Source organism: Pseudomonas sp. BIGb0381, assembly GCF_024809815.1.
Classification (GTDB): Bacteria; Pseudomonadota; Gammaproteobacteria; order Pseudomonadales; family Pseudomonadaceae; genus Aquipseudomonas.
The window spans coordinates 790,895-811,611 of sequence record NZ_JANUEN010000001.1; the positions used below are offsets into that span (position 1 = coordinate 790,895).

General features: G+C 61.2%; 19 protein-coding genes. 11 read left to right on the forward strand and 8 right to left on the reverse strand.

Annotated features, from left to right (window positions below):
- Positions 1-110 precede the first annotated feature (110 nt).
- Positions 111-2,375: a bifunctional diguanylate cyclase/phosphodiesterase gene (locus M2397_RS03745; RefSeq protein ID WP_259242312.1), complete on the reverse strand. Its 2,265-nt coding sequence runs from the start codon at positions 2,373-2,375 to the stop codon at positions 111-113.
- Positions 2,376-2,513: 138 nt separating this feature from the next.
- A complete protein-coding gene (locus M2397_RS03750; RefSeq protein WP_131697193.1) occupies positions 2,514-2,879 on the reverse strand; it encodes a YkgJ family cysteine cluster protein in 366 nt (121 codons plus the stop codon).
- A gap of 253 nt (positions 2,880-3,132) precedes the next feature.
- Here M2397_RS03750 and M2397_RS03755 point away from each other — a divergent pair, with 253 nt between their 5' ends.
- Positions 3,133-4,479, forward strand: coding sequence for an MFS transporter (locus M2397_RS03755; RefSeq protein WP_145334980.1), 1,347 nt, complete (start codon positions 3,133-3,135; stop codon positions 4,477-4,479).
- A 180-nt stretch (positions 4,480-4,659) separates the two neighbouring features.
- Here the strand turns inward: M2397_RS03755 and rapA are convergent, their stop codons facing one another.
- The gene (gene rapA / locus M2397_RS03760) at positions 4,660-7,506 is read right to left on the reverse strand and encodes an RNA polymerase-associated protein RapA (protein ID WP_065926413.1); all 2,847 of its coding nucleotides are present in this window, start codon (positions 7,504-7,506) and stop codon (positions 4,660-4,662) included.
- A gap of 218 nt (positions 7,507-7,724) precedes the next feature.
- Between rapA and M2397_RS03765 the strand changes: the two genes are divergently transcribed.
- A complete protein-coding gene (locus tag M2397_RS03765) occupies positions 7,725-8,066 on the forward strand; it encodes an aspartate-semialdehyde dehydrogenase (protein WP_065926412.1) in 342 nt (113 codons plus the stop codon).
- Here M2397_RS03765 and M2397_RS03770 read toward each other — a convergent pair.
- From M2397_RS03770 to M2397_RS03780, 3 genes are all read right to left on the reverse strand, one after another.
- Positions 8,063-9,244 (reverse strand): aminotransferase class V-fold PLP-dependent enzyme, encoded by a 1,182-nt coding sequence (locus M2397_RS03770; RefSeq protein ID WP_259242313.1) that lies wholly within the window; start codon positions 9,242-9,244, stop codon positions 8,063-8,065. The genes M2397_RS03765 and M2397_RS03770 overlap by 4 nt on opposite strands.
- Positions 9,241-9,711, reverse strand: coding sequence for a RidA family protein (locus M2397_RS03775; protein WP_259242314.1), 471 nt, complete (start codon positions 9,709-9,711; stop codon positions 9,241-9,243). Before M2397_RS03775 ends, M2397_RS03770 begins: the two co-directional genes overlap by 4 nt.
- 90 nt (positions 9,712-9,801) lie before the next feature.
- Positions 9,802-10,674 (reverse strand): LysR substrate-binding domain-containing protein, encoded by an 873-nt coding sequence (locus M2397_RS03780; protein ID WP_259242315.1) that lies wholly within the window; start codon positions 10,672-10,674, stop codon positions 9,802-9,804.
- Here M2397_RS03780 and M2397_RS03785 point away from each other — a divergent pair.
- Both M2397_RS03785 and ccoM read left to right on the forward strand, forming a co-directional pair.
- On the forward strand, positions 10,663-10,968 hold the full coding sequence (locus M2397_RS03785) for a hypothetical protein (RefSeq protein WP_145334978.1): 306 nt from the start codon (positions 10,663-10,665) through the stop codon (positions 10,966-10,968). The two genes, M2397_RS03780 and M2397_RS03785, sit on opposite strands and share 12 nt — an antisense overlap.
- Before the next feature lie 143 nt (positions 10,969-11,111).
- Positions 11,112-11,228 (forward strand): cytochrome c oxidase subunit CcoM, encoded by a 117-nt coding sequence (gene ccoM / locus M2397_RS30260; protein WP_010563588.1) that lies wholly within the window; start codon positions 11,112-11,114, stop codon positions 11,226-11,228.
- A gap of 149 nt (positions 11,229-11,377) precedes the next feature.
- On the opposite strand, the gene M2397_RS03790 is transcribed toward ccoM, so the two are convergent.
- Together M2397_RS03790 and M2397_RS03795 are read right to left on the reverse strand one after the other, a co-directional pair.
- Positions 11,378-12,853: an inorganic phosphate transporter gene (locus M2397_RS03790; RefSeq protein ID WP_131697187.1), complete on the reverse strand. Its 1,476-nt coding sequence runs from the start codon at positions 12,851-12,853 to the stop codon at positions 11,378-11,380.
- A 312-nt stretch (positions 12,854-13,165) separates the two neighbouring features.
- Positions 13,166-13,366, reverse strand: a complete 201-nt coding sequence (locus tag M2397_RS03795) for a hypothetical protein (RefSeq protein ID WP_131697441.1) — start codon at positions 13,364-13,366, stop codon at positions 13,166-13,168.
- 561 nt (positions 13,367-13,927) lie between these two features.
- Here M2397_RS03795 and pcaR point away from each other — a divergent pair.
- The 7 genes from pcaR to pcaG all read left to right on the forward strand — a co-directional run bounded on the left by pcaR (position 13,928) and on the right by pcaG (position 20,529).
- Positions 13,928-14,770: a pca regulon transcriptional regulator PcaR gene (pcaR, locus tag M2397_RS03800; protein ID WP_017530459.1), complete on the forward strand. Its 843-nt coding sequence runs from the start codon at positions 13,928-13,930 to the stop codon at positions 14,768-14,770.
- 145 nt (positions 14,771-14,915) lie between these two features.
- A complete protein-coding gene (locus tag M2397_RS03805) occupies positions 14,916-16,256 on the forward strand; it encodes an MFS transporter (protein WP_092487752.1) in 1,341 nt (446 codons plus the stop codon).
- 147 nt (positions 16,257-16,403) lie between these two features.
- Positions 16,404-17,261 (forward strand): CoA transferase subunit A, encoded by an 858-nt coding sequence (locus M2397_RS03810; RefSeq protein ID WP_145334974.1) that lies wholly within the window; start codon positions 16,404-16,406, stop codon positions 17,259-17,261.
- Positions 17,261-18,040: a CoA-transferase subunit beta gene (locus M2397_RS03815; RefSeq protein WP_131697185.1), complete on the forward strand. Its 780-nt coding sequence runs from the start codon at positions 17,261-17,263 to the stop codon at positions 18,038-18,040. The genes M2397_RS03810 and M2397_RS03815 overlap by 1 nt, the downstream gene beginning before the upstream one ends.
- Complete coding sequence (gene pcaF / locus M2397_RS03820) at positions 18,037-19,239, forward strand: 3-oxoadipyl-CoA thiolase (RefSeq protein WP_184744923.1); 1,203 nt, start codon at positions 18,037-18,039, stop codon at positions 19,237-19,239. The genes M2397_RS03815 and pcaF overlap by 4 nt, the downstream gene beginning before the upstream one ends.
- A 17-nt stretch (positions 19,240-19,256) precedes the next feature.
- Entirely contained in the window at positions 19,257-19,961 is a 705-nt protein-coding gene (gene pcaH / locus M2397_RS03825) for a protocatechuate 3,4-dioxygenase subunit beta (protein WP_027604405.1), read from the forward strand.
- Between the two features lies 1 nt (position 19,962).
- Positions 19,963-20,529 (forward strand): protocatechuate 3,4-dioxygenase subunit alpha, encoded by a 567-nt coding sequence (pcaG, locus tag M2397_RS03830; protein ID WP_027604404.1) that lies wholly within the window; start codon positions 19,963-19,965, stop codon positions 20,527-20,529.
- Positions 20,530-20,717: the final 188 nt, after the last annotated feature.

Here is a 20,717-nt window from a genome sequence, read left to right on the forward strand (position 1 = left end):
ACGATCAGGCTTACCCAGTGTGCTCAGGAAAAACCTGGCCGGACTCTAATGAATCGGCCGTTCGTCGGCGATCTTTAGGTAAGTGATGGCGAAATGCCAAAGATTCGACGTCAGCGAATTGGCCGGACGATAGAGGTGGATCCGGAGCGGCCAGGGGAGGACTCTTTCCCCGGGCGGGTGTCCTTGGTGCCCGCCACGCTGAATGGGTAGAGCGGATTGCGTATGTCGATACCTTGCATTGCGCCAATTATTTCACTGGCGGGGACCGCCGGGCTCAACAGGTAGCCCTGGACGAAATCACAGCCATGTTTGAGCAACAATTCGAACTGGGCCTGGGTTTCCACACCTTCGGTCACCACCTGCAGGTGCAGGGTATGGGCCATGCCGATAATCGCCTGGACGATCTCGATGTCGGCGGTCGACTTGGGAATATCCTGGATAAACGAGCGATCGATCTTCAGGGTGTTGAGCGGCAGGCGCTTGAGGTAGGCGAGGGAGGAGTAGCCGGTGCCGAAGTCGTCGATAGCCAGCGACACGCCCAGCGCGCGGATTTGCCGCAGCAGCGCCAGGGTGCTGCTGATATTGCCCATCAAGGCATTTTCGGTGACCTCCAGCTCCAGGCGGTTGGCGCCGATCCCGCTGAAGCGCAGCGCGTTTTCGATCTCATCCGCCATTTCGTCGCGGGCCAGGTTCAGGGCCGAGCAATTCACCGCCATGGTCAGTTCGGTATAGCCTCGGTCGGAGAGCAGGCTCAAGTCATGGCAGGCCTGGCGCAAGACCCAATGGTCGAGTTCGGCGATCAGCCCATTGCTTTCGGCAATCCCGATAAACCGGTCGGGGGCCAGCAGCCCCTGTTGCGGATGCTGCCAGCGCACCAGGGCCTCCAGGCGCGTGACCTTGCCCAGCTTCATGTCAAAGATCGGTTGGTAGAACAGCACCAGTTGGTTCTGGGCACGCAGGGCGCTGCGCAGCTCCTCTTCCAGTTGCAGTTCGAGGAAGGCTCGGGTCTTCAGGTTGGAGCTGAAGAAGTTCAGGCTGTTGCGTCCCGTGTCCTTGGATTGGTACAGCGCCAGGTCGGCGGTTTTCAGCAGCTCTTCGCAGGTCAGGCCATCCTCGGGAAACAGGCTGATGCCGATACTGGTGGTCATCACCATACGGCGACCGGCCAGTTCGATCGGATCCTTCATCTTCTGCATGATGCGCTGGGCCAGGTGTCGCGCTTCGTCGCGGTGATGAACGCTGATCAGGATGCAGAACTCATCGCCGCCAAACCGGGCGACCACGTCCGCATGGCTGCGCACAGAGCCTTTGATATGGCTGGCCAGAACGGTGAGCAATTGATCCCCGGCGTCATGGCCGAGGCTGTCGTTGATGCGCTTGAAGTGATCTATATCGAGGAAAATAACTGCCATCATGCCGTTTGAAGCCGTTTTTTCGGCGATCTTTTCCGCGAAAATCTGATTGAAACCCCGTCGATTAAGCAGGCTGGTCAGTGCGTCGTAATGGGCCACCTGTTGCAGGGAGGCGCGCGCCTGGTCCAGTTCGCTGAGCAGCGCGTTGACCCGACGCAGGTCGCGCTCCTTGTGCTGCAGCTTCTTGTCCGCCAGCGCGGCGCTGATGCTGCTGCCGATCACCAGCAGGGTGATCACGGCGACCGACAGGCCCAGCTGGATGGGGTTGTTATCCAGCGGTAATGAGAGGTCGGCCCCCGTGGGGACTATCAGTTGCATGGCGGCCATGCCGGTAAAGTGCATGCTGATAATGCCCGCGCCCAATATCAGGCTTGCGGCGTATTTGAGCAGTTGATGGAAGACCCCGGCGCCGGTGCGCAGGTAGCTCGACAGCAGCAATGCGGCGAGGCTGGCGCCAATGGCGATGCCCACCGAGGCGAGGAGCAGTCCCGACTCGAAATACGCCTGGGCTTGGGAGCGCATGGCGGACATGCCGACGTAATGCATCAAGGCAATGCCGATACCCATCCATACCGATGCCAGCAGGTATTGGTTAAACCGCAGGTGGTTGTGACTGAGGGTTTGCATGGCGAACAGCGAAGCGATCAGGGCGATGATCAGCGAGGCGAACGTCATGAACAGTTCGTAGTGAATTGCGATGGGGGCCTGGAAAGCCAGCATGCTGATGAAGTGAGTGGACCAGATACCACCTGCCAGGCAACCGGCCCCCAGCCAGCGCCAGTGGCGGCGAGGGGTGGGGTCTTCGACATTGCCGACTCGTTCGGCCATGTCTAGGGTGCCGAAACCTGCCGCACAGGCGACCAGATAGGCCAGCAGCACCAGGAACGGGTTATGACTGCAATTGAGTAATAAGTGCCCGTTCGCGGGGAGGTCGGTAAAAAAGTGCAGACCTAGCCATTCCATAGCATGTCCCGTCATAGCGTCACGTCACAGCCTCAGGCGATGACCTATGAGGTCGAGTGTAGAAGCCTCGGGGGATTCGCCATCGATAATGGCATTTTGCTCACTATGATTTTGGCATGTCGTTAATAGCGTTTAATGCTAAGCGCTGAGGGGCAGGATCAGTTCGAAAGGTTGCTCCAGGGGGGCGAGGCCAAATGCTGCGCGGGCGGCATCGCAGTCGACGTTCTGCACGCCTTGGCTCCAGGACGAATCGAACTCGCGGCACACACTGGAGCGCTGCTCATAAATTGAGCAACTGGTGGCCTGGCCCACGTTGCCCTCCAGGCTGCAGCAGCGTGCGGGTTTCTGGTCGGTGCCGATCATGGCCACGCGGGTGGGGTTGATCTGCACCACCAGGTCATCGGGCACAGTGCCCCCCGAGGAGGCGCACTCACCCCAGAAGAAAGACACACGAAAGTGTGAACAGCAGGCACCGCAATTCAGACACGGACTGGCTTCGGACATGGGCGTCTTCGATTAAGAAAGGTAAGGGGAGAGTGGTTCGGGAAGGCTCGCCATTCTAATCGGGTCATGGCCGTTGGGAAGGGGGGCATGCACTTATATTTTTGTCGGCAAAGTCCCGTAGTGACGGGTGAAATCATGCCCTATCAGCTTTACGAATCATTACAGACAACCACGGCTCGCCTGACTATGTTGCAGGTTCCGGGCGGGATGCATCGGGCATCGCAGCTCTCATAACAATAAAAGAGACGGACCCATGCAGAACTCGACCCAAGCGGCGAATGCCTGGCGCATTCTGTTCCTGCTGTTCCTCGCCAACCTGTTCAACTTCTTCGACCGCACCATTCCGGCGATCATCATCGAGCCGATCCGCATGGAATGGCACCTGAGCGACTTCCAGCTCGGCATCATCGGCACCGCCTTTACCATCGTCTACGCCATTGCCGGCCTGCCGCTGGGGCGTCTGGCCGATACCGGCTCGCGCAGCAAGCTGATGGGCTGGGGCCTGTTCGCGTGGAGCGGGCTGACAGCGGTCAACGGCCTGGTTGGCAGTTTCTGGACGTTTTTGCTGGTGCGCATGGGCATCGGTATCGGTGAAGCCAGCTATGCGCCGGCTGCCAACTCGCTGATTGGCGACCTGTTCCCGGCACACCGTCGTGCCCGGGCCATGGGGATTTTCATGTTGGGCCTGCCTTTGGGCCTGTTGCTGGCGTTCTTCACCATCGGCTGGATGGTCAAGGCGTTCGACAGCTGGCGCGCGCCATTCTTTATCGCCGCCGTGCCGGGGCTGATCCTTGCGGTGTTCATGTTCTATATCAAGGAACCCAAGCGCGGCGCCGCCGAAGCCGTACAAGTCTCCCAGGAGCGCGTCGACCGCCCGATCCGCCGCGTGCTGGCCGTGCCGACCTTCCTGTGGCTGGTGCTGGCCGGGTTGTGCTTCAACTTCGCCACCTACGCGTGCAATTCATTCCTGGTGCCGATGCTGCAGCGCTATTTCCTCATGCCACTGCAGGACGCGGCGGTCGCCACTGGCGTCATTGTCGGGTTGACCGGCCTTGTGGGCCTGACCTTGGGTGGCTGGATTGCCGACAAGATCCATCAGCGCGTTGCCAATGGCCGACTGCTGTTTGCGGCGTGCAGCCTGATCATCTCCACCGTCACCACCGCCTGGGCCTTGCATGCCGGGCGCATCGAGATCGGTGTGTTTGTGGCGCTGTTCAGTGTGGGCTGGTTGTTTGCGTATAACTTCTACACCTGTGTGTACACGGCGATCCAGGACGTGGTCGAGCCGCGCCTGCGGGCTACGGCGATGGCGTTGTTCTTTGCCGGCTTGTACTTGCTGGGCGGAGGCATGGGGCCGATTGTGGTGGGCGGGCTGTCCGACCATTTTGCCCATGCGGCGATGTATGCGGCGGGGGCGGAGCAGATGACTGAGGCTTACAAGGCAGTGGGCTTGCACGACGCCATGTACCTGATTCCGGTGGCGCTGTTCCTGACCATGTTGTTTCTGTTCCAGGCGTCACGCAGTTTTGTGCGTGATGCCAAGCGGATGAAGGAGGGATTGGTGGCTGTTGAGGTGCCGGCTGCGGCAGCGACGGCTTGAAACCGCGGTGACTGTGCCGGGACAAGCCCCCTCCCACAGTTGACCGAGTTGTCATGTCGAGCACTGATCAATGTGGGAGGGGGCTTGCCCCCGATGAGGCCCGCAAAGCCAAAGCTGTTCTCAAGTGAATAAAAAAGGCCCGCATTGCGCGGGCCTCTATTCAACAGGGCAGGGCGGTAATCAACCCGCTACCAACACCCGAATGGCTTCCAGTCGCAGCGCAGCCTTGTCGAGCATGGCCAGGCCTTGCTCGCGTTGGTTGCGCAGGGCGACCAACTCGCTGTCGCGTACGGTCGGGTTGACCGCTTGCAACGCGGTCAGGCGCGCCAGTTCTTCGTCGGTGTCTGCCGCCAGGCGACGTTTGGCTTCGGCCACACGTTCGGCGTGACGCGGCGTGATCTTCTCTTCACCGGCGTTGATCCGCGGTGTGAGTTGATCGCGCTGGGCCTGCACGAACTTGTTGGCGCTGGCCCGTGGCACGCTTTCCAGCTGGTCGTTCAAGGTTTCGAACGAGACGCGGCCGGACAGGTCGTTGCCATTGGCATCCAGCAGGCAGCGCAGTGCCGCCGGCGGCAGGTAGCGGCCCAATTGCAGCGCGCGCGGCGCGACCACTTCGCTGACGTAAAGCAGTTCCAGCAACACGGTGCCTGGCTTGAGCGCCTTGTTCTTGATCAGCGCCACGGCAGTGTTACCCATGGAGCCGGACAGCACCAGGTCCATGCCGCCCTGCACCATCGGGTGTTCCCAGGTGATGAACTGCATGTCTTCACGGGACAGCGCCTGGTTACGGTCGTAGGTGATGGTCACGCCTTCGTCGTCGCCCAGGGGGAAGCTGGCGTCGAGCATCTTCTCGCTTGGCTTGAGGATCAGCGCGTTTTCCGAATGGTCTTCGCTGTCGATGCCGAATGCGTCGAACAGGGTTTCCATGTAGATCGGCAGGGCGAACTGGTCGTCCTGCTCGAGGATGTCCTCCACCAGCGCATCGCCTTCGCCGGCGCCGCCGGAGTTGAGCTCCAGCAAGCGGTCGCGGCCGGTGTGAAGTTCCTGCTCCAGACGCTCGCGCTCGGCACGGGCCTCGTCGATCAGGGCTTGCCACTCGCTGTCGTCGGCATTTTCCAGCAGTGGCAGCAGGCGCGGGCCGAACTGATGCTGCAAGGCGTTGCCGGTCGGGCAGGTGTTGAGGAACGCGTTCAGCGCTTCGTGGTACCACTGGAACAGGCGCTGTTGCGGGCTGGTTTCCAGGTACGGCACGTGCAGTTCGATCACATGCTTCTGGCCGATCCGGTCCAGACGACCGATCCGCTGTTCCAGCAGGTCGGGGTGGGACGGCAGGTCGAACAGCACCAGGTGGTGGGAGAACTGGAAGTTGCGGCCTTCACTGCCGATTTCCGAGCAGATCAGCACCTGGGCGCCGAATTCTTCATCGGCGAAGTAGGCGGCGGCGCGGTCACGCTCGAGGATGTTCATGCCCTCGTGGAACACCGTGGCCGGGATGCCGGAGCGAACGCGCAAGGCGTCTTCCAGGTCCATGGCGGTTTCGGCGTGGGCGCAGATCACCAGGACCTTGGTGCGCTTGAGCATTTTCAACTGGTCGATCAGCCACTCGACGCGCGGGTCGAAGCGCCACCAGCGGTTTTCTTCGTCGATGTCCGGTTGCGACTGGAAGCTGACTTCCGGGTACAGCTCGGCGTGTTCGCCCAGGGGCAACTCGAGGTATTCGTCCGGGTTCGGCAGCGGGTAGGCGTGCAGCTTACGCTCCGGGAAGCCCTGCACGGCGGCACGGGTGTTACGGAACAGCACGCGGCCGGTGCCGTGGCGGTCGAGCAGTTCACGCACCAGGCGTGCGCTGGCTTCGGCGTCGCCATCGTTGACGGCGGTCAGCAGCGCTTCACCTTCGTTGCCGAGGAAGCCCTGGATAGTCTTGTGCGCGGCGGGGGAGAGGCGGCCCTTGTCGAGCAGCTCCTGCACGGCTTCGGCCACCGGGCGATAGTTCTCGCTTTCGGCGCGGAAGGCGTGCAGGTCGTGGAAACGGTTGGGGTCCAGCAGGCGCAGGCGCGCGAAGTGGCTGTCCTGGCCCAGTTGTTCCGGGGTGGCGGTGAGCAGCAACACGCCCGGGATGACCTCGGCGAGTTGTTCGACCAGGCTGTATTCCGGGCTGGCTTTGTCTTCATGCCACACCAAGTGGTGGGCTTCATCGACCACCATCAGGTCCCAGCCGGCGGCGAACAGCGCGTCCTGGGCTTTCTCATCGTCCACCAGCCATTCCAGCGCGACCAGGGCCAGTTGGGTGTCTTCGAACGGATTGGCGGCATCGCTTTCGATAAAGCGTTCTTCATCGAACAGCGCCACTTGCAGGTTGAAGCGGCGGCGCATTTCCACCAGCCACTGGTGCTGCAGGTTTTCCGGTACCAGGATCAGTACGCGGTTGGCACGGCCCGAGAGCAGTTGGCGATGGATCACCAGGCCGGCTTCGATGGTCTTGCCCAGGCCCACTTCGTCCGCCAGCAAAACCCGTGGCGCGATACGGTCAGCGACTTCACGGGCGATATGCAATTGGTGGGCAATAGGTTGCGCACGCACGCCACCCAGGCCCCACAGCGAGGATTGCAATTGGCGGCTGGTGTGTTCCAGGGTGTGATAGCGCAGCGAGAACCAGGCCAGCGGGTCGATCTGCCCGGCGAACAGACGGTCGCTGGCCAGGCGGAACTGGATAAAGTTGGAGAGCTGGGTTTCCGGCAGGGTGACCTGCTCGTTCTGCCCATTGAGGCCGTGGTAGACCAGCAGGCCGTCGACGTCGTCGACTTCCTGTACGGTCATTTTCCAGCCTTCGAAATGGGTGATGGAGTCACCCGGCGAGAACCTCACGCGGGTGAGGGGCGCATTCCGTAGCGCATACTGGCGGGTGTCGCCAGTGGCCGGATAGAGCACGGTCAATAAGCGGCCGTCCTGTGCCAGAACGGTGCCTAACCCCAGCTCTGCTTCGCTGTCACTAATCCAGCGTTGCCCCGGTTGATACTGCTGCGCCATGCTGCCTGACTCCCGCCGTGAAAAAGCCGACTATCTTAACGGAACAAGGCCCCACGCCCAAGGACTCTGACAAAAACTACGCCGTTTGAGTGGCCGGGTGAGCGCAGAATCGACGGGTGGCGGGCACTTGTGAGTGTCGACTGGGTCACAGGTTGACGAACCTGCGCTCAAGTCGCCACGCGGCCCGCCGACAGCCTGCTGACAGGAGAACAACTATTATGCTTCCACCTATGCTGCCCGTCAGCGTCGTACCGGTTACGTCGCAACTCGACCCGGTCCGCCAGAAACCCGATATTCCGCCCGTGGTCCCTGTGCAAGCGGGCTCCAACGAAAGCACCATCGACCTGAAAAAGGGCGATGCTGAGCAGTCGACCTTTTTGCTGCGCGAGGAACAACGCCGCCAGCAGGAACAGCAGAAACGCCGGCGCGAAGCCGATGAAGACCCGGATCAACACTTGGCGATCCCGGGCGACCTGCTCAATGCCGACAACACCGTACCGGTTGTGCCGCTGATCGAAGACGCGCCGCGCCAGGGCTTGTGGGTGGACGTGGAGGTTTAGCCCCGCAGTTCCCGCAGGGCCGTCATCAGCAACGCGATGTCGTCATCGTTGTTGAGCGGGCTGACGGAGATCCGCGCAATGCTGGTCAGGCCACGGGCCTGCATATCCAACGGGGTGTAGGCCACGCCGTTAGCGCCAATATTGATCCGCTTCAACCCCAATCGCCGTTTGAGCTCGAAGGCGTCCCAACCGGCGAGGTTGAAGGCGATCAAGCCTGATTGAACCGTGCCCAGGTCATGCAGGGAAATACCCGTAATCTCACGCAATGCTTCGCGGATTCGCCTACTGGTTTGCGTGACCCTTTCCCACACCCGCTCGATCCCCAATTGATTCATCTCCTGCAGCGCATTGCCCAAGCCCGCCAACAGGGCAAACGACGCCTCGCTGGTTTCAAAGCGCCGGGCGTCGTTGCGCAGGTCGAAACCATCGGCGGCCCAGGGGGCGGAAAACACGTCGCGTTGGGCCGGTTTCAAGTGCTGGAGGAAATCCGGCCGCACGTACAGCAGTGCCGTGCCCCGTGGCCCGCGCAGGTGCTTGCGACCGGCCGCTTTGAGCACATCGCACTGCAACGCCTGCACATCCACCGGCACCTGGCCGACGGCTTGGCCGGCGTCGATAAAGTAGGCGATCCCATGACGCCTGGCCACTTCGCCGATGGCCTGGGCGGGGTTGATCAGGCCGCCGTTGGCGGGGAGCCAGGTGAGGTCGATCAGTTTTACGTTCGGGTCGATCATGGCGTCCAATGCCACGGGGCAAACCGCGCCGGTGGCATCGCACGGGATGACCTCCACCCGCGCGCCGGCTTGCACCGCCAACTGCATGCTCGCCAGATTGCCGCCCCATTCGTGGCGCCCTACCAGAATGCGATCGCCCGGCTGCCAAGGGTCCAAGGCCTGGAACGCCATGCTCCAGGCGGTCGAGCCGCTGCTGGCAAAGGCAATCGACGGGGTGGGCGCGTTGAGCAACTGCGCGGCCGCGCGGCGGGCTTTTTCCACCAGCACGGCGCCATATTCGCCGGCTTCCATCGGGCCGTCACGGGCTTCGCGTTGCAGTTGCTCGATGATGGCGTCGAGGGTCGCCTGGCTTGGTAATGAGGCGCCGGCAGGGTTGAAGTGCACGATGCCCGATTGGCAGCCGCGTGTGCCCTCACGCAGATGTTGCACTTCAAGCGGGCTCACGGTTGCAACTCGAAAATCGCGTCAACCTCCACCGCCACGCCGGCCGGTAGGCTGGAAACACCCACTGCCGTGCGCACATGACGGCCCTTTTCGCCGAGGGTATTCACCAGCAGGTTGGAGGCTCCATTGGCCACCGCGCCCTGGCGCTGGAAGTCGCCGCTGCTGGCGATAAACACCCCCAGGCGCAGGATGCGCACCAGGCGCGACAGGTCATCGCCCAGGGCGTCGCTCAATTGCGCGAGCAAGCTCAATGCGGCCAGCTCCGCCGCCTGGACACCTTCTTCCTCGCTGAGGGATTCGCCCAGGCGGCCGACATAGGCGGGCTTGCCGTCTATCAGCGGGATTTGCCCGGAGATAAACAGCTGGTTCTGGCTGACCACATGGTTGATGTAGTTGGCAATCGGCTGGCTGGGGGACGGCAGCGTCAGGCCAAGGGCTTGCACGCGGTGGCGGAGGGAGTCGCTCATGGTGAATCCTCTTGGGTCTGGAGGTTTCAGCATGTGGGGCAGGGGGATTGTCGACAAACGGATAGATCTCATGCGACGTATCGAAATAACTCACGCGTCGCCGCAGATCTCCTTCAACCACTCGCTGAAACAGCGCGCGGCGTCATTGGCAGTGTCTTGCGGTGCAATCAACCAGTAGCCTATTTCACTGTGATAGGGCGGCCAATCGAAGGCTTCCACCAGGCTGCCGTCATTGAGCCTGCGTTGGATCAGGCGATGACGGCCCATGGCAATGCCCTGGCCGGCCACAGCGGCTTCGACCACGATGTTGTAGTCGTGGAGCATGACGCGAGGATGGTGCTTGAGGTCGACTTGATAATGCCGAGACCAATCCGTCCACTCAAAAGGCCGGTGCGAAGTCGCCATCAACAGCGCACCGTTGTGCAGGTGGCTGGCCTTGAATGCCGGGCTGCACACCGGTGAGATCACCTCCGGCATCAGCCGAGTGGCCTGCACGTCGGGCCAGTCGCCTTTGCCGTAGCGAATGGCCAGGTCGACTTCGGCACCTGCGACGTTGGCCAATTGAATCGCCGGCAGCAACTCCACCTGGATATGCGGATAGCGGTTGAGAAAACCGGCCAGGCGCGGCGCCAACCACAGGGTGGCAAAAGACGCCAGCAGGCCGACACGTAACACCGTGGCGCTGGGCAGCACCCGTTGGGCGCGGGTCGCGATGGCAATGGCGTCAAGGGCTGGACGGATTTCATCGTAGTACCGCTGGCCGTCTGCAGTCAGATCGATCGCACGGGTGCGTCGGATAAACAGCGGTTTACCCAGATGCTGTTCGAGCTTTTGCACCTGATGGCTCAGGGCGCTCTGGGTCACGGACAATTCCTGCGCGGCCTTGATAAAGCTCAAGTGTCGGGCCACGGCTTCAAAGGCGCGCAGGGCCAGCAACGGCGGAAGATCCTTATGCAGTGCCACCTGAATGCGCTTCCTGGAGGGGTGAAAAGTGCCGATTTTGGGCGACGGCCTGCCATTTGTCGCGGGTTGATTTGCCGTCGGGCGCAGGAGTCCGCATTATTGAGCCTTACTCGCCACGACGTAAGCCAAGCCATGAGTGATGACGACAAGCTGATCGACCTGAACGCCGAACGCGCCAAGCGGGTGCATGACCTGAATGACAAGCGCCTGAATGAAGTGCGCCAGGCGTTTGAACAGGCGATGCCTTTAGGTAAAGCCAAGAAAAAATCAAAGAACAAACCCAAAAAGCGTTAAAACGGCCTGCATCTATTGATGCAGGTCAGTTATTACCCTGCTTTACGCCCCGTCGCGGGCAACATTGATCCCTGTCAATTTTTCAATCCGCCTTCTCCATTAACTTAGCCCTATCGCAACAAGGCAAGTGCAGGAGGCCGGTCATGTTTATCGACAATGTGGTATTCGCCGGAGTGCTGACTGTAGGCCTCATGGTGCTGTTTTTTGTAGGGTTTGGATTTTTTATCTGGAAAGACGCGAACAAGCGTAAAAAACCTTAGGTCTTTCCGGGTTACATGAGCACGCAAGGCATTTTGGGCGACTTCGGTCGCCTTTTTTTTTGCCTGGTATTTAATGATCTCGGTTAATTCATATCCATAAAAAAGGTGCGGTCCTCACAGAGGCCGCACCTTTTTTCAGCGCCTGGCTATCAGTTGCCCAGTGCCTTGGAGGCCAGCCAGAACAAGCCGGCCGAGAGGCCTACGGTCGCAGGCAGCGTCAACACCCAAGCCATCAGGATGGTCTTGACCGTGCCACCTTGCAGGCCGCTCTTGTTGGCGACCATGGTGCCCGCCACGCCGGAAGACAGTACGTGGGTCGTGGAGACCGGCAGGGCGAAGATATTGGCAAAGCCAATCATCGTGGCGGTGGTGATCTGTGCCGACATGCCCTGGGCGTAGGTCATGCCCTGCTTGCCGATCTTCTCACCGATAGTCAGTACCACACGCTTCCAACCCACCATGGTGCCCAGGCCCAGGGCCAGTGCGACCGCGAGGATCACCCAGAACGGCGCGTACTCGGTGGTGGCGGTCAGGTCTTTGCGCAGCTTGTCGAGGTCGGACTTCTCTCGCGCTTCCAGGCCCGGCAGCTTGCCGACTTTTTTCGCGGTGTCGTCCAGGCACAGCAGGTAGCGGCGTACTTCGATACGCTGATCGGAGGTCAACGAGTGGTAGTCGGAGACACCCTTCAACGTACTCACGAGTGCGTTGATGGTGGGCTCGGTCTGCTGCGGATTGCACTGGAATTTGCCCGGCAGATCGTCCTTCACACTTTTACCCAGGGCCAGGAATTCGCCAAGCGTATCGTTGTTACGCTGGTAGAACTGGCTCAAATGCACGGTCGCATCGCGGGTACGCTCGATCTGGTAGGTGGTGCTGCCCAGGTCAAGTACGAACTGCGCCGGCACAATACCGATCAACACCAGCATGATCAGGCCGATGCCTTTCTGGCCATCGTTGGAGCCGTGAACGAAACTCACGGCCATGGCCGAAATCACCAGGACCAGGCGGTTCCAGAACGGCGGGTGCTTCTTGTCATCAAGCTTGCGGCGCTGGTCCGGGGTCTTGTGCATCTTTGACAGCGGACGCCACCATTTCAGGCCGAGCAGCACCAGGGCTGCGACCAGGAAGCCGGCCATCGGCGAGAACACCAGGGATGCGCCGATATCGACGGCCTTCTGCCAGTTCACACCGTCAGCCAGGGGGATGTCGTTGATCAGGGCATTGGCCAGGCCGACACCAAGGATCGAACCGATCAGTGTGTGGGAGCTGGATGCGGGGATACCGAAGTACCAGGTGCCCAGGTTCCAGGTGATCGCCGCAGCTAACAACGAGAAGACCATGGCCAAACCATGGCCGGTGTTCACATTGATCAGCAACTCCACGGGCAGCAAGTGCACGATGGCGTAGGCGACACCGACACCGCCGAGCAACACGCCGAGGAAATTGAACACCCCGGAGAAGAACACGGCCAGATGCGGCGGCATGGCTTTGGTATAGATGACTGTGGCCACCGCGTTAGCGGTGTCATGAAAGCCATTGATGAACTCGAAGGCGAGGACAAAGGCCAGGGCGAGCAACAGGCTCACGAGAACCCAAGCATCCAGTCCGCTGAATAAATCGATCATGAAGGTTTTCTGACCCGGTCGTAAGGGGGCGCGATTATGCCAGAAAACCTCGGTAATCGATGCACTAGCTGCTCATCGGTAACAATCTTCATTGAATCGACATGGGCGAAAGCTGGCGATCCCAGGGTTTTCGGGCCTTTGGCAAGTCTTTGATTTATAAAGCGCAGGGCGGAAAAGACAGGGTTTTGTCACAAAATCGTCATACCTGAAACATTTGTATGAAATTTTACAGGTGATCGTGAGATTTAGGCCGACTGGAAGCTGGCTAAGTGACAGCATTCCAGCCAGGACCCTGGGATAAACCCGAAGCGCTTATGGCTCTTCGGCTTTGCGTTCCTGTTCAATCTTTTGGATTTCCTGGGCAAATGCCTGGTCGAGCAGGCTGGCTCGCTTGCGCCATGGTTTGCGTTCAGGTTCAGGTTGGGCGGCGTAGGTGGTGATTTCTCCGCCGTAAACATCCTTGTAACGTTGCTCCTGGCGCTCAAGTTCCGCGCGCAGTTCATCTTTCGTCACATTGTTACCTAATTGAGTTGAGTGTAAATACGTAGCAGCGTTAATGCCTGAATGCCGCCTCGGGCCGTTCCAAATTGAACCCATGAAGTGTTCAAGTTTGAAATAGAAACGAGAGGCCACTGTTGTGGCAGTCATTCCAGGCAGGTAATTGCGACCGCCCATGCACGGCCTGTGCATGGTTTGGCGAGCCCCTGCCCCGATATGAAACCGGGTTGACCTCCGCACAGGGTGCATTATAGCGGCGCATTTGAATAACACTATCGGCATAAAGTTAAAAAGCGTCACCTTTGTGTGAGTGTTTTGTTACGCGGACGCGTCGGTATTTGCTGAAAGTCTGGCGTCATAAATACAACAAGGGATCCCGCTATTAAATGACCGGCTTAATATTATCCGATGGCATGAATGGGAGGTCGGCTTCAGGCGAGGTGCAAAATTGCGATAATCGCATGGTTGTCCGATAATCGCCCAATGTTGCTGGGCTTGCCTTGTGCATCACGGCCGGCCCGGCTTGTAATAGCAGCCCAATCCCCTGCGGTTGACAATAAGAGAAAGGAACCTGGCATGAACGATCAATTGCGCAACTCTTTCGCGTCAGTGGCGCCGCCGATCGTTGCCTCGCCGGCCAAGCGTATCCAGGCGTTTACCGGTGACCCGGACTTCATGACCTCGCTGGCCCGCGGCCTGGCCGTGGTGCAGGCGTTCCAGGAGCGCAAGCGCCACCTGACCATCGCCCAGATCAGCCACCGCACCGAAATCCCCCGCGCCGCCGTACGCCGCTGCCTGCATACCCTGATCAAACTCGGCTACGCCACCACCGATGGGCGCACCTATTCATTGCTGCCCAAAGTCCTGACCCTGGGCCACGCCTACCTGTCCTCCACGCCGTTGGCGGTGTCGGCCCAGCCGTACCTGGACCGCATGAGCGAGCAACTGCACGAAGCCTGCAACATGGCCACCCTCGAAGGCGACGACATCCTCTACATCGCCCGTTCGGCCACCACCCAGCGCCTGATTTCCGTGGACCTGTCGGTAGGCGGACGGTTGCCGGCCTATTGCACCTCCATGGGTCGCATCCTGCTCGCGGCATTGGATGATGCCTCGCTGCAGGACTACCTCGACCACGCTGACCTGCCCACCAAGACCAGCCGCACCCTGACCACCCCAGAAGCCTTGTTCGAGTGCCTGCAACAGGTGCGGCAGCAGGGCTGGTGCATTGTTGACCAGGAACTGGAACAGGGCCTGCGCTCCATCGCCGTGCCGGTGTATGACGCGTCGGGCCAGGTGCTGGCGGCGCTCAATGTCAGCACCCACGCGGGACGGGTCAGCCGCAGCGAGCTGGAGCAGCGTTTCCTGCCGAGCATGCTCAGTGCCAGCCGTGAGTTGAGTGCGCAGCTGTTTGCCTAAGGTGTTCGGTGACCGCACAGATCCCCGCTTGATGAATTGACGATGTTTCCCCCGGCTTATTACTGTGCGGCAGCGCTCTTGAGGGCGCACCAATAATAATGACGGCCCCAGGCCGTTGGCCCGCCATCGGTGTGGAATAAGAATAATGAATCAGCCTTCTGTCGGTACCACCCTGGACGTGCAGTCCTTTATCAACACCCAGCCACTGTCCCGTTATCAGTGGCGCGTGGTGATCCTGTGTTTCCTCATCGTTTTCCTCGATGGCCTCGACACCGCCGCCATGGGTTTTATCGCACCCGCGCTGTCCCAGGACTGGGGCATCGACCGCGCCAGCCTTGGCCCGGTGATGAGCGCCGCATTGATCGGCATGGTGTTCGGCGCCCTGGGGTCCGGGCCACTGGCCGACCGCTTCGGCCGTAAAGTGGTGCTGGTGGGCGCCGTGCTGGTGTTTGGCGCGTTCAGCCTGGCCTCGGCCTACAGCAGCAATGTCGACCAGTTGCTGGTGCTGCGCTTCCTCACCGGGCTGGGCCTGGGCGCCGGTATGCCGAACGCCACGACCCTGCTGTCCGAATACACCCCCGAGCGTCACAAATCGCTGCTGGTGACCAGCATGTTCTGTGGTTTCAACCTGGGCATGGCCGGTGGCGGGTTTATCTCGGCCAAGCTGATCCCCGCGTTCGGCTGGCATAGCCTGCTGCTGATTGGCGGCATCCTGCCATTGATCCTCGCCGTGGTACTGCTGGTGTGGCTGCCGGAGTCGGCACGTTACCTGGTGGTGCGCAACCGCGGCACCGACAAGGTGCGCAAAACCCTGTCGCCGATCGAACCTTCTATTGTTGCCCAGGCCACCGCCTTCAGCGTGCCCGAACAAAAAACCGTCAAGGCGCGCAACGTGTTCGCGGTGATCTTCTCCGGCACCTACAGCGCGGGCACCTTGTTGTTGTGGCTGACTTACTTCATGGGCCTGGTGATCGTGTACCTGCTGACCAGTTGGTTGCCGACCCTGATGCGTGACAGCGGCGCCAGCATGGAGCAGGCCGCTTTCATCGGGGCGCTGTTCCAGTTTGGTGGCGTATTGAGCGCCGTCGGCGTGGGATGGGCGATGGACCGGTTCAATCCCCACAAGGTCATCGGCACCTTCTACCTGCTGGCCGGGGTGTTTGCCTACGCGGTAGGGCAGAGCCTGGGCAATATCACCCTATTGGCCACGTTGGTGCTGGTCGCCGGGATGTGCGTCAACGGTGCGCAATCGGCGATGCCGTCCCTGGCCGCGCGCTTCTACCCGACCCAAGGCCGCGCCACCGGCGTGTCGTGGATGCTTGGCATCGGCCGTTTCGGCGCGATCCTCGGCGCGTGGATGGGCGCCACCTTGCTCGGCCTGGGCTGGAACTTCGAGCAGGTGCTCACCGCCCTGGTGATTCCGGCCGCTCTGGCCACTGCTGCCGTTGTCATCAAGGGCATGGTCAGCCATGCGGATGCCACCTGAGATCAATCGATAGCCTGCCAACAATCCGTTCGATAATCGAACGCTGAGTCGATTATCGGATTGTTTGGCCCATTTCCCCGGCTTAATCTTCAAGCACTTCGGCGCCACCTCAGCGCCTTTTTCGATCCATACCGGGAGCCCAACCCCATGGCTGAAATTCTCACCCTGCGTGATGCGGTCAAGCGCTTCGTGAACGACGGCGATACCGTTGCCCTCGAAGGCTTTACCCACCTGATCCCTACGGCCGCAGGTCATGAAATCATTCGTCAGGGCAAGAAAGACCTGACGCTGGTGCGTATGACGCCTGACTTGATCTACGACCAGTTGATCGGTGCCGGGTGTGCGCGCAAGCTGATTTTCTCTTGGGGCGGTAACCCGGGTGTAGGTTCCCTGCATCGCCTGCGCGACGCGGTCGAAAAGCAATGGCCGCAACCGTTGGAAATCGAAGAGCACAGCCACGCCGACTTGGCCAATGCCTACGTCGCCGGCGCATCCGGCCTGCCCTTCGCGGTGCTGCGCGCCTACGCGGGTTCCGACTTGCCCAAGGTCAACCCGCTGATCAAGACCGTGACGTGCCCGTTCACCGGTGAAGTGCTGGCAGCGGTGCCGTCGGTGCGTCCGGACGTCACCGTGATCCACGCGCAAAAGGCTGATCGCAAGGGCAACGTGCTGCTCTGGGGCATTCTTGGCGTGCAGAAGGAAGCGGCCCTGGCGGCCAAGCGCTGCATCGTCACCGTGGAAGAAATCGTCGATGACCTGAACGCGCCGATGAACAGCTGCGTGCTGCCGACCTGGGCCCTGACTGCGGTGTGCCATGTACCCGGTGGTGCACATCCGTCCTACGCCCACGGCTACAACGAGCGAGACAACCGCTTCTATCAGGCGTGGGACCCAATCGCCCGCGACCGAGGGACCTTTACCGCCTGGATGGATGAATACATCCACGGCACTGCCGATTTCAGTGAATTCCAGGCCAAGCTGACCACACAGCAGGAGGCCAAGTAATGGCTTACTCCACCAATGAAATGATGACCGTCGCCGCCGCGCGCCGCCTCAAGAACGGCTCGGTCTGCTTTGTGGGCATCGGCCTGCCGTCCAAGGCCGCCAACCTGGCACGCCTGACCTCATCGCCAGATGTGGTGCTGATCTACGAGTCCGGCCCGATTGGCGCCAAGCCCAACGTATTGCCTCTGTCGATCGGTGATGGCGAACTGGCGGAAACCGCCGACACCGTAGTGCCGACCGGTGAGATCTTTCGCTACTGGCTGCAGGGCGGGCGTATCGACGTGGGCTTCCTCGGTGCCGCGCAAGTCGACCGCTTCGGCAACATCAACACCACCGTGGTCGGTGACTATCACCACCCCAAGGTGCGCCTGCCGGGTGCTGGTGGCGCGCCGGAAATCGCCGGCTCGGCCAAGAGCGTGCTGATTATCCTCAAGCAGTCGTCCCGTTCGTTTGTCGACAAACTGGACTTCATCACCTCGGTCGGCCACGGCGAAGGCGGCGATTCGCGCAAACGCCTGGGTCTGCCGGGTGCCGGTCCTGTCGGAATTATTACCGACCTGTGCATCATGGAGCCGGAAGAGGGCACCCATGAATTTGTGGTCACCGCCCTCCATCCGGGCGTGACCCGCGAGCAAGTCGTAGCGGCCACCGGTTGGGCGATTCGATTTGCCGACCAGGTCAGCACCACCGCCGAGCCTACCGAGGTGGAACTGACTGCCCTGCGTGATCTCGAAGCACGCACGGCCGCCGCCCATGGCCAAGCACCGGGAGAAGCCTGATGCGCGAGGTATTTATCTGCGATGCGATTCGTACCCCCATCGGCCGTTTCGGCGGTGGCCTGTCCACCGTGCGTGCCGATGACCTGGCGGCCTTGCCGATCAAGGCGCTGATCGAGCGCAACCCATCGGTGGACTGGTCGGCCGTTGACGAGGTGTTCCTCGGCTGCGCCAACCAGGCCGGTGAAGACAACCGCAACGTTGCCCGCATGGCGCTGTTGCTGGCCGGCCTGCCGGAGAGCATTCCTGGCGTGACCCTCAACCGTTTGTGCGCCTCGGGCATGGATGCGATCGGCACCGCCTTTCGCGCCATCGCCAGCGGCGAAATGGAGCTGACAATTGCCGGTGGCGTCGAGTCGATGTCCCGTGCCCCGTTCGTGATGGGCAAGGCTGATGCGGCGTTTTCGCGCAACATGAAGCTGGAAGACACCACCATCGGCTGGCGTTTTATCAACCCGTTGATGAAGGCCCAGTACGGCGTGGATGCCATGCCGCAGACCGCCGATAACGTCGCCGACGACTACCAGGTTTCACGCGCTGACCAGGACGCCTTCGCCCTGCGCAGCCAGCAACGCACCGCCGCCGCCCAGGCGGCCGGGTTCTTCGCTGAAGAAATCGTGCCGGTGCGGGTCGCCCATAAAAAAGGCGAAACCGTGGTGGAGCACGATGAGCACCCGCGGGACACCACCCTCGAAGCCCTGGCCAAACTCAAGCCGGTCAACGGCCCGGACAAAACCGTCACCGCCGGCAATGCCTCAGGTGTGAATGACGGCGCGGCCGCGCTGATCCTGGCGTCTGCCGAAGCGGTGAAAAAACACGGCCTGACCGCCCGCGCTCGCGTATTGGGCATGGCCAGCGCCGGTGTCGCGCCACGGGTGATGGGCATCGGCCCGGTGCCGGCGGTGCGCAAGCTGGTGGAGCGCCTGGGCCTGGCCGTCACTGACTTTGATGTGATCGAACTCAACGAAGCCTTCGCCAGCCAAGGCCTGGCGGTGCTGCGTGAACTGGGCATTGCCGACGACGCCCCCCAGGTCAACCCGAACGGTGGCGCCATTGCGCTTGGCCATCCCTTGGGCATGAGCGGTGCGCGGCTGGTACTGACGGCCCTGCATCAGTTGGAAAAAACCGGCGGCCGTAAAGGCCTGGCGACCATGTGCGTGGGCGTCGGCCAAGGCCTGGCCCTGGCGATTGAACGCATCTAATAAGAGAGGACTGCTCCATGAGTGACAAGCCCGGTTACCGGCGCCCGCAAGCGGGCACTCAACCTGATTACCTGCACCCGGCCTATCAGTCGACGAACCTGCGTTCGCCGTCCCAGCCGTTGGTGTTTCTGCCCCATTCCTTGTCGGAAATCACCGGCCCGACCATCGGTGCCGAGCGAGTCAGCGAGAAGGACAACGACCTCACTGCCCAACACGACGGCGAGCCCCTGGGTGAACGCATCATCATTCACGGTCGCGTGCTGGATGAAAACGGCCTGCCGGTGCCGGGCATTCTCGTGGAGATCTGGCAGGCCAACGCCGCCGGTCGCTACAACCACAAGCGTGACCTGCACGATGCGCCGCTGGACCCGAACTTCACCGGCACCGGGCGCACCGTCACCGACGCCGATGGCTGGTACCAGTTCCAGACCATCAAGCCCGGTGCCTACCCATGGGGCAACCACCACAACGCGTGGCGCCCGGCGCATATCCACTTTTCGCTGTTCGGCCCGAGCGTGCTGACGCGCCTGGTGACGCAGATGTATTTCCCTGGCGACCCGCTGCTGGAATACGACCCGATCTACAACTGCGTACCGGATACCAGCGCCAAGGAACGCCTGATCGCCCGTTTCGATTTGGAAAAGACCATTCCTTCCTATGCCCTCGGCTACCGCTGGGACATCGTCCTGCGCGGCCGCGACGCCACGCCGATGGAGAAATGAGATGACACTCAACGCGACCACGTCCCACACCGTCGGGCCGTACTACCACATCGGCCTGACCTGGCTGAACCGCGAAGACTTGACCGTCGCCGCCACCCTCGGTGAGCGCGTGGCGATCAGCGGGCAAGTGGTGGACGGCAACGGTGATGTTGTCAACGACGCCATGCTCGAAGTCTGGCAGGCCAATGCCGCCGGCAAGTACGACCACCCTGAAGATGAGCAGGACAAGGCGCTGGACCCGAATTTCGAAGGCTTTGGCCGGGTGCCGGTGGATGCCGAAGGGCGTTTCCGCTTTACCACGATCAAGCCAGGCAGCGTGCCGGGCCTGCAGGGCACGACCCAGGCGCCGCACCTGGTGGTGCTGGTGTTTGCCCGTGGGCTAGTGAAGCACCTGCTGACGAGGATTTATTTCGAGGGCGAGGCGTTGAATGGGGATGACCCATTGTTGGCGTGTGTGCCCGCAGAGCGGCGCGGCACGTTGATTGCCAAGCCGGATGCGGCGGGTGTGCATCAGTGGAATGTGATTTTGCAGGGGACAGATAAGGAAACGGTGTTCTTCGATTACTGAGTCGCTTGTCAGGGCCTCATCGGGGGCAAGCCCCCTCCCACATTTGATAGGCGGCGCGGTCAAAAGGTGGGAGGGGGCTTGCCCCGATGGGGCCGGTTCAGGCACTGCCTACTCAAAAGTCTGCTTGCGGAACATGGTTGTTGCAAAGTATGTCTAGGCTATAACCGTTCCCACTGAGTGAAAAAAAC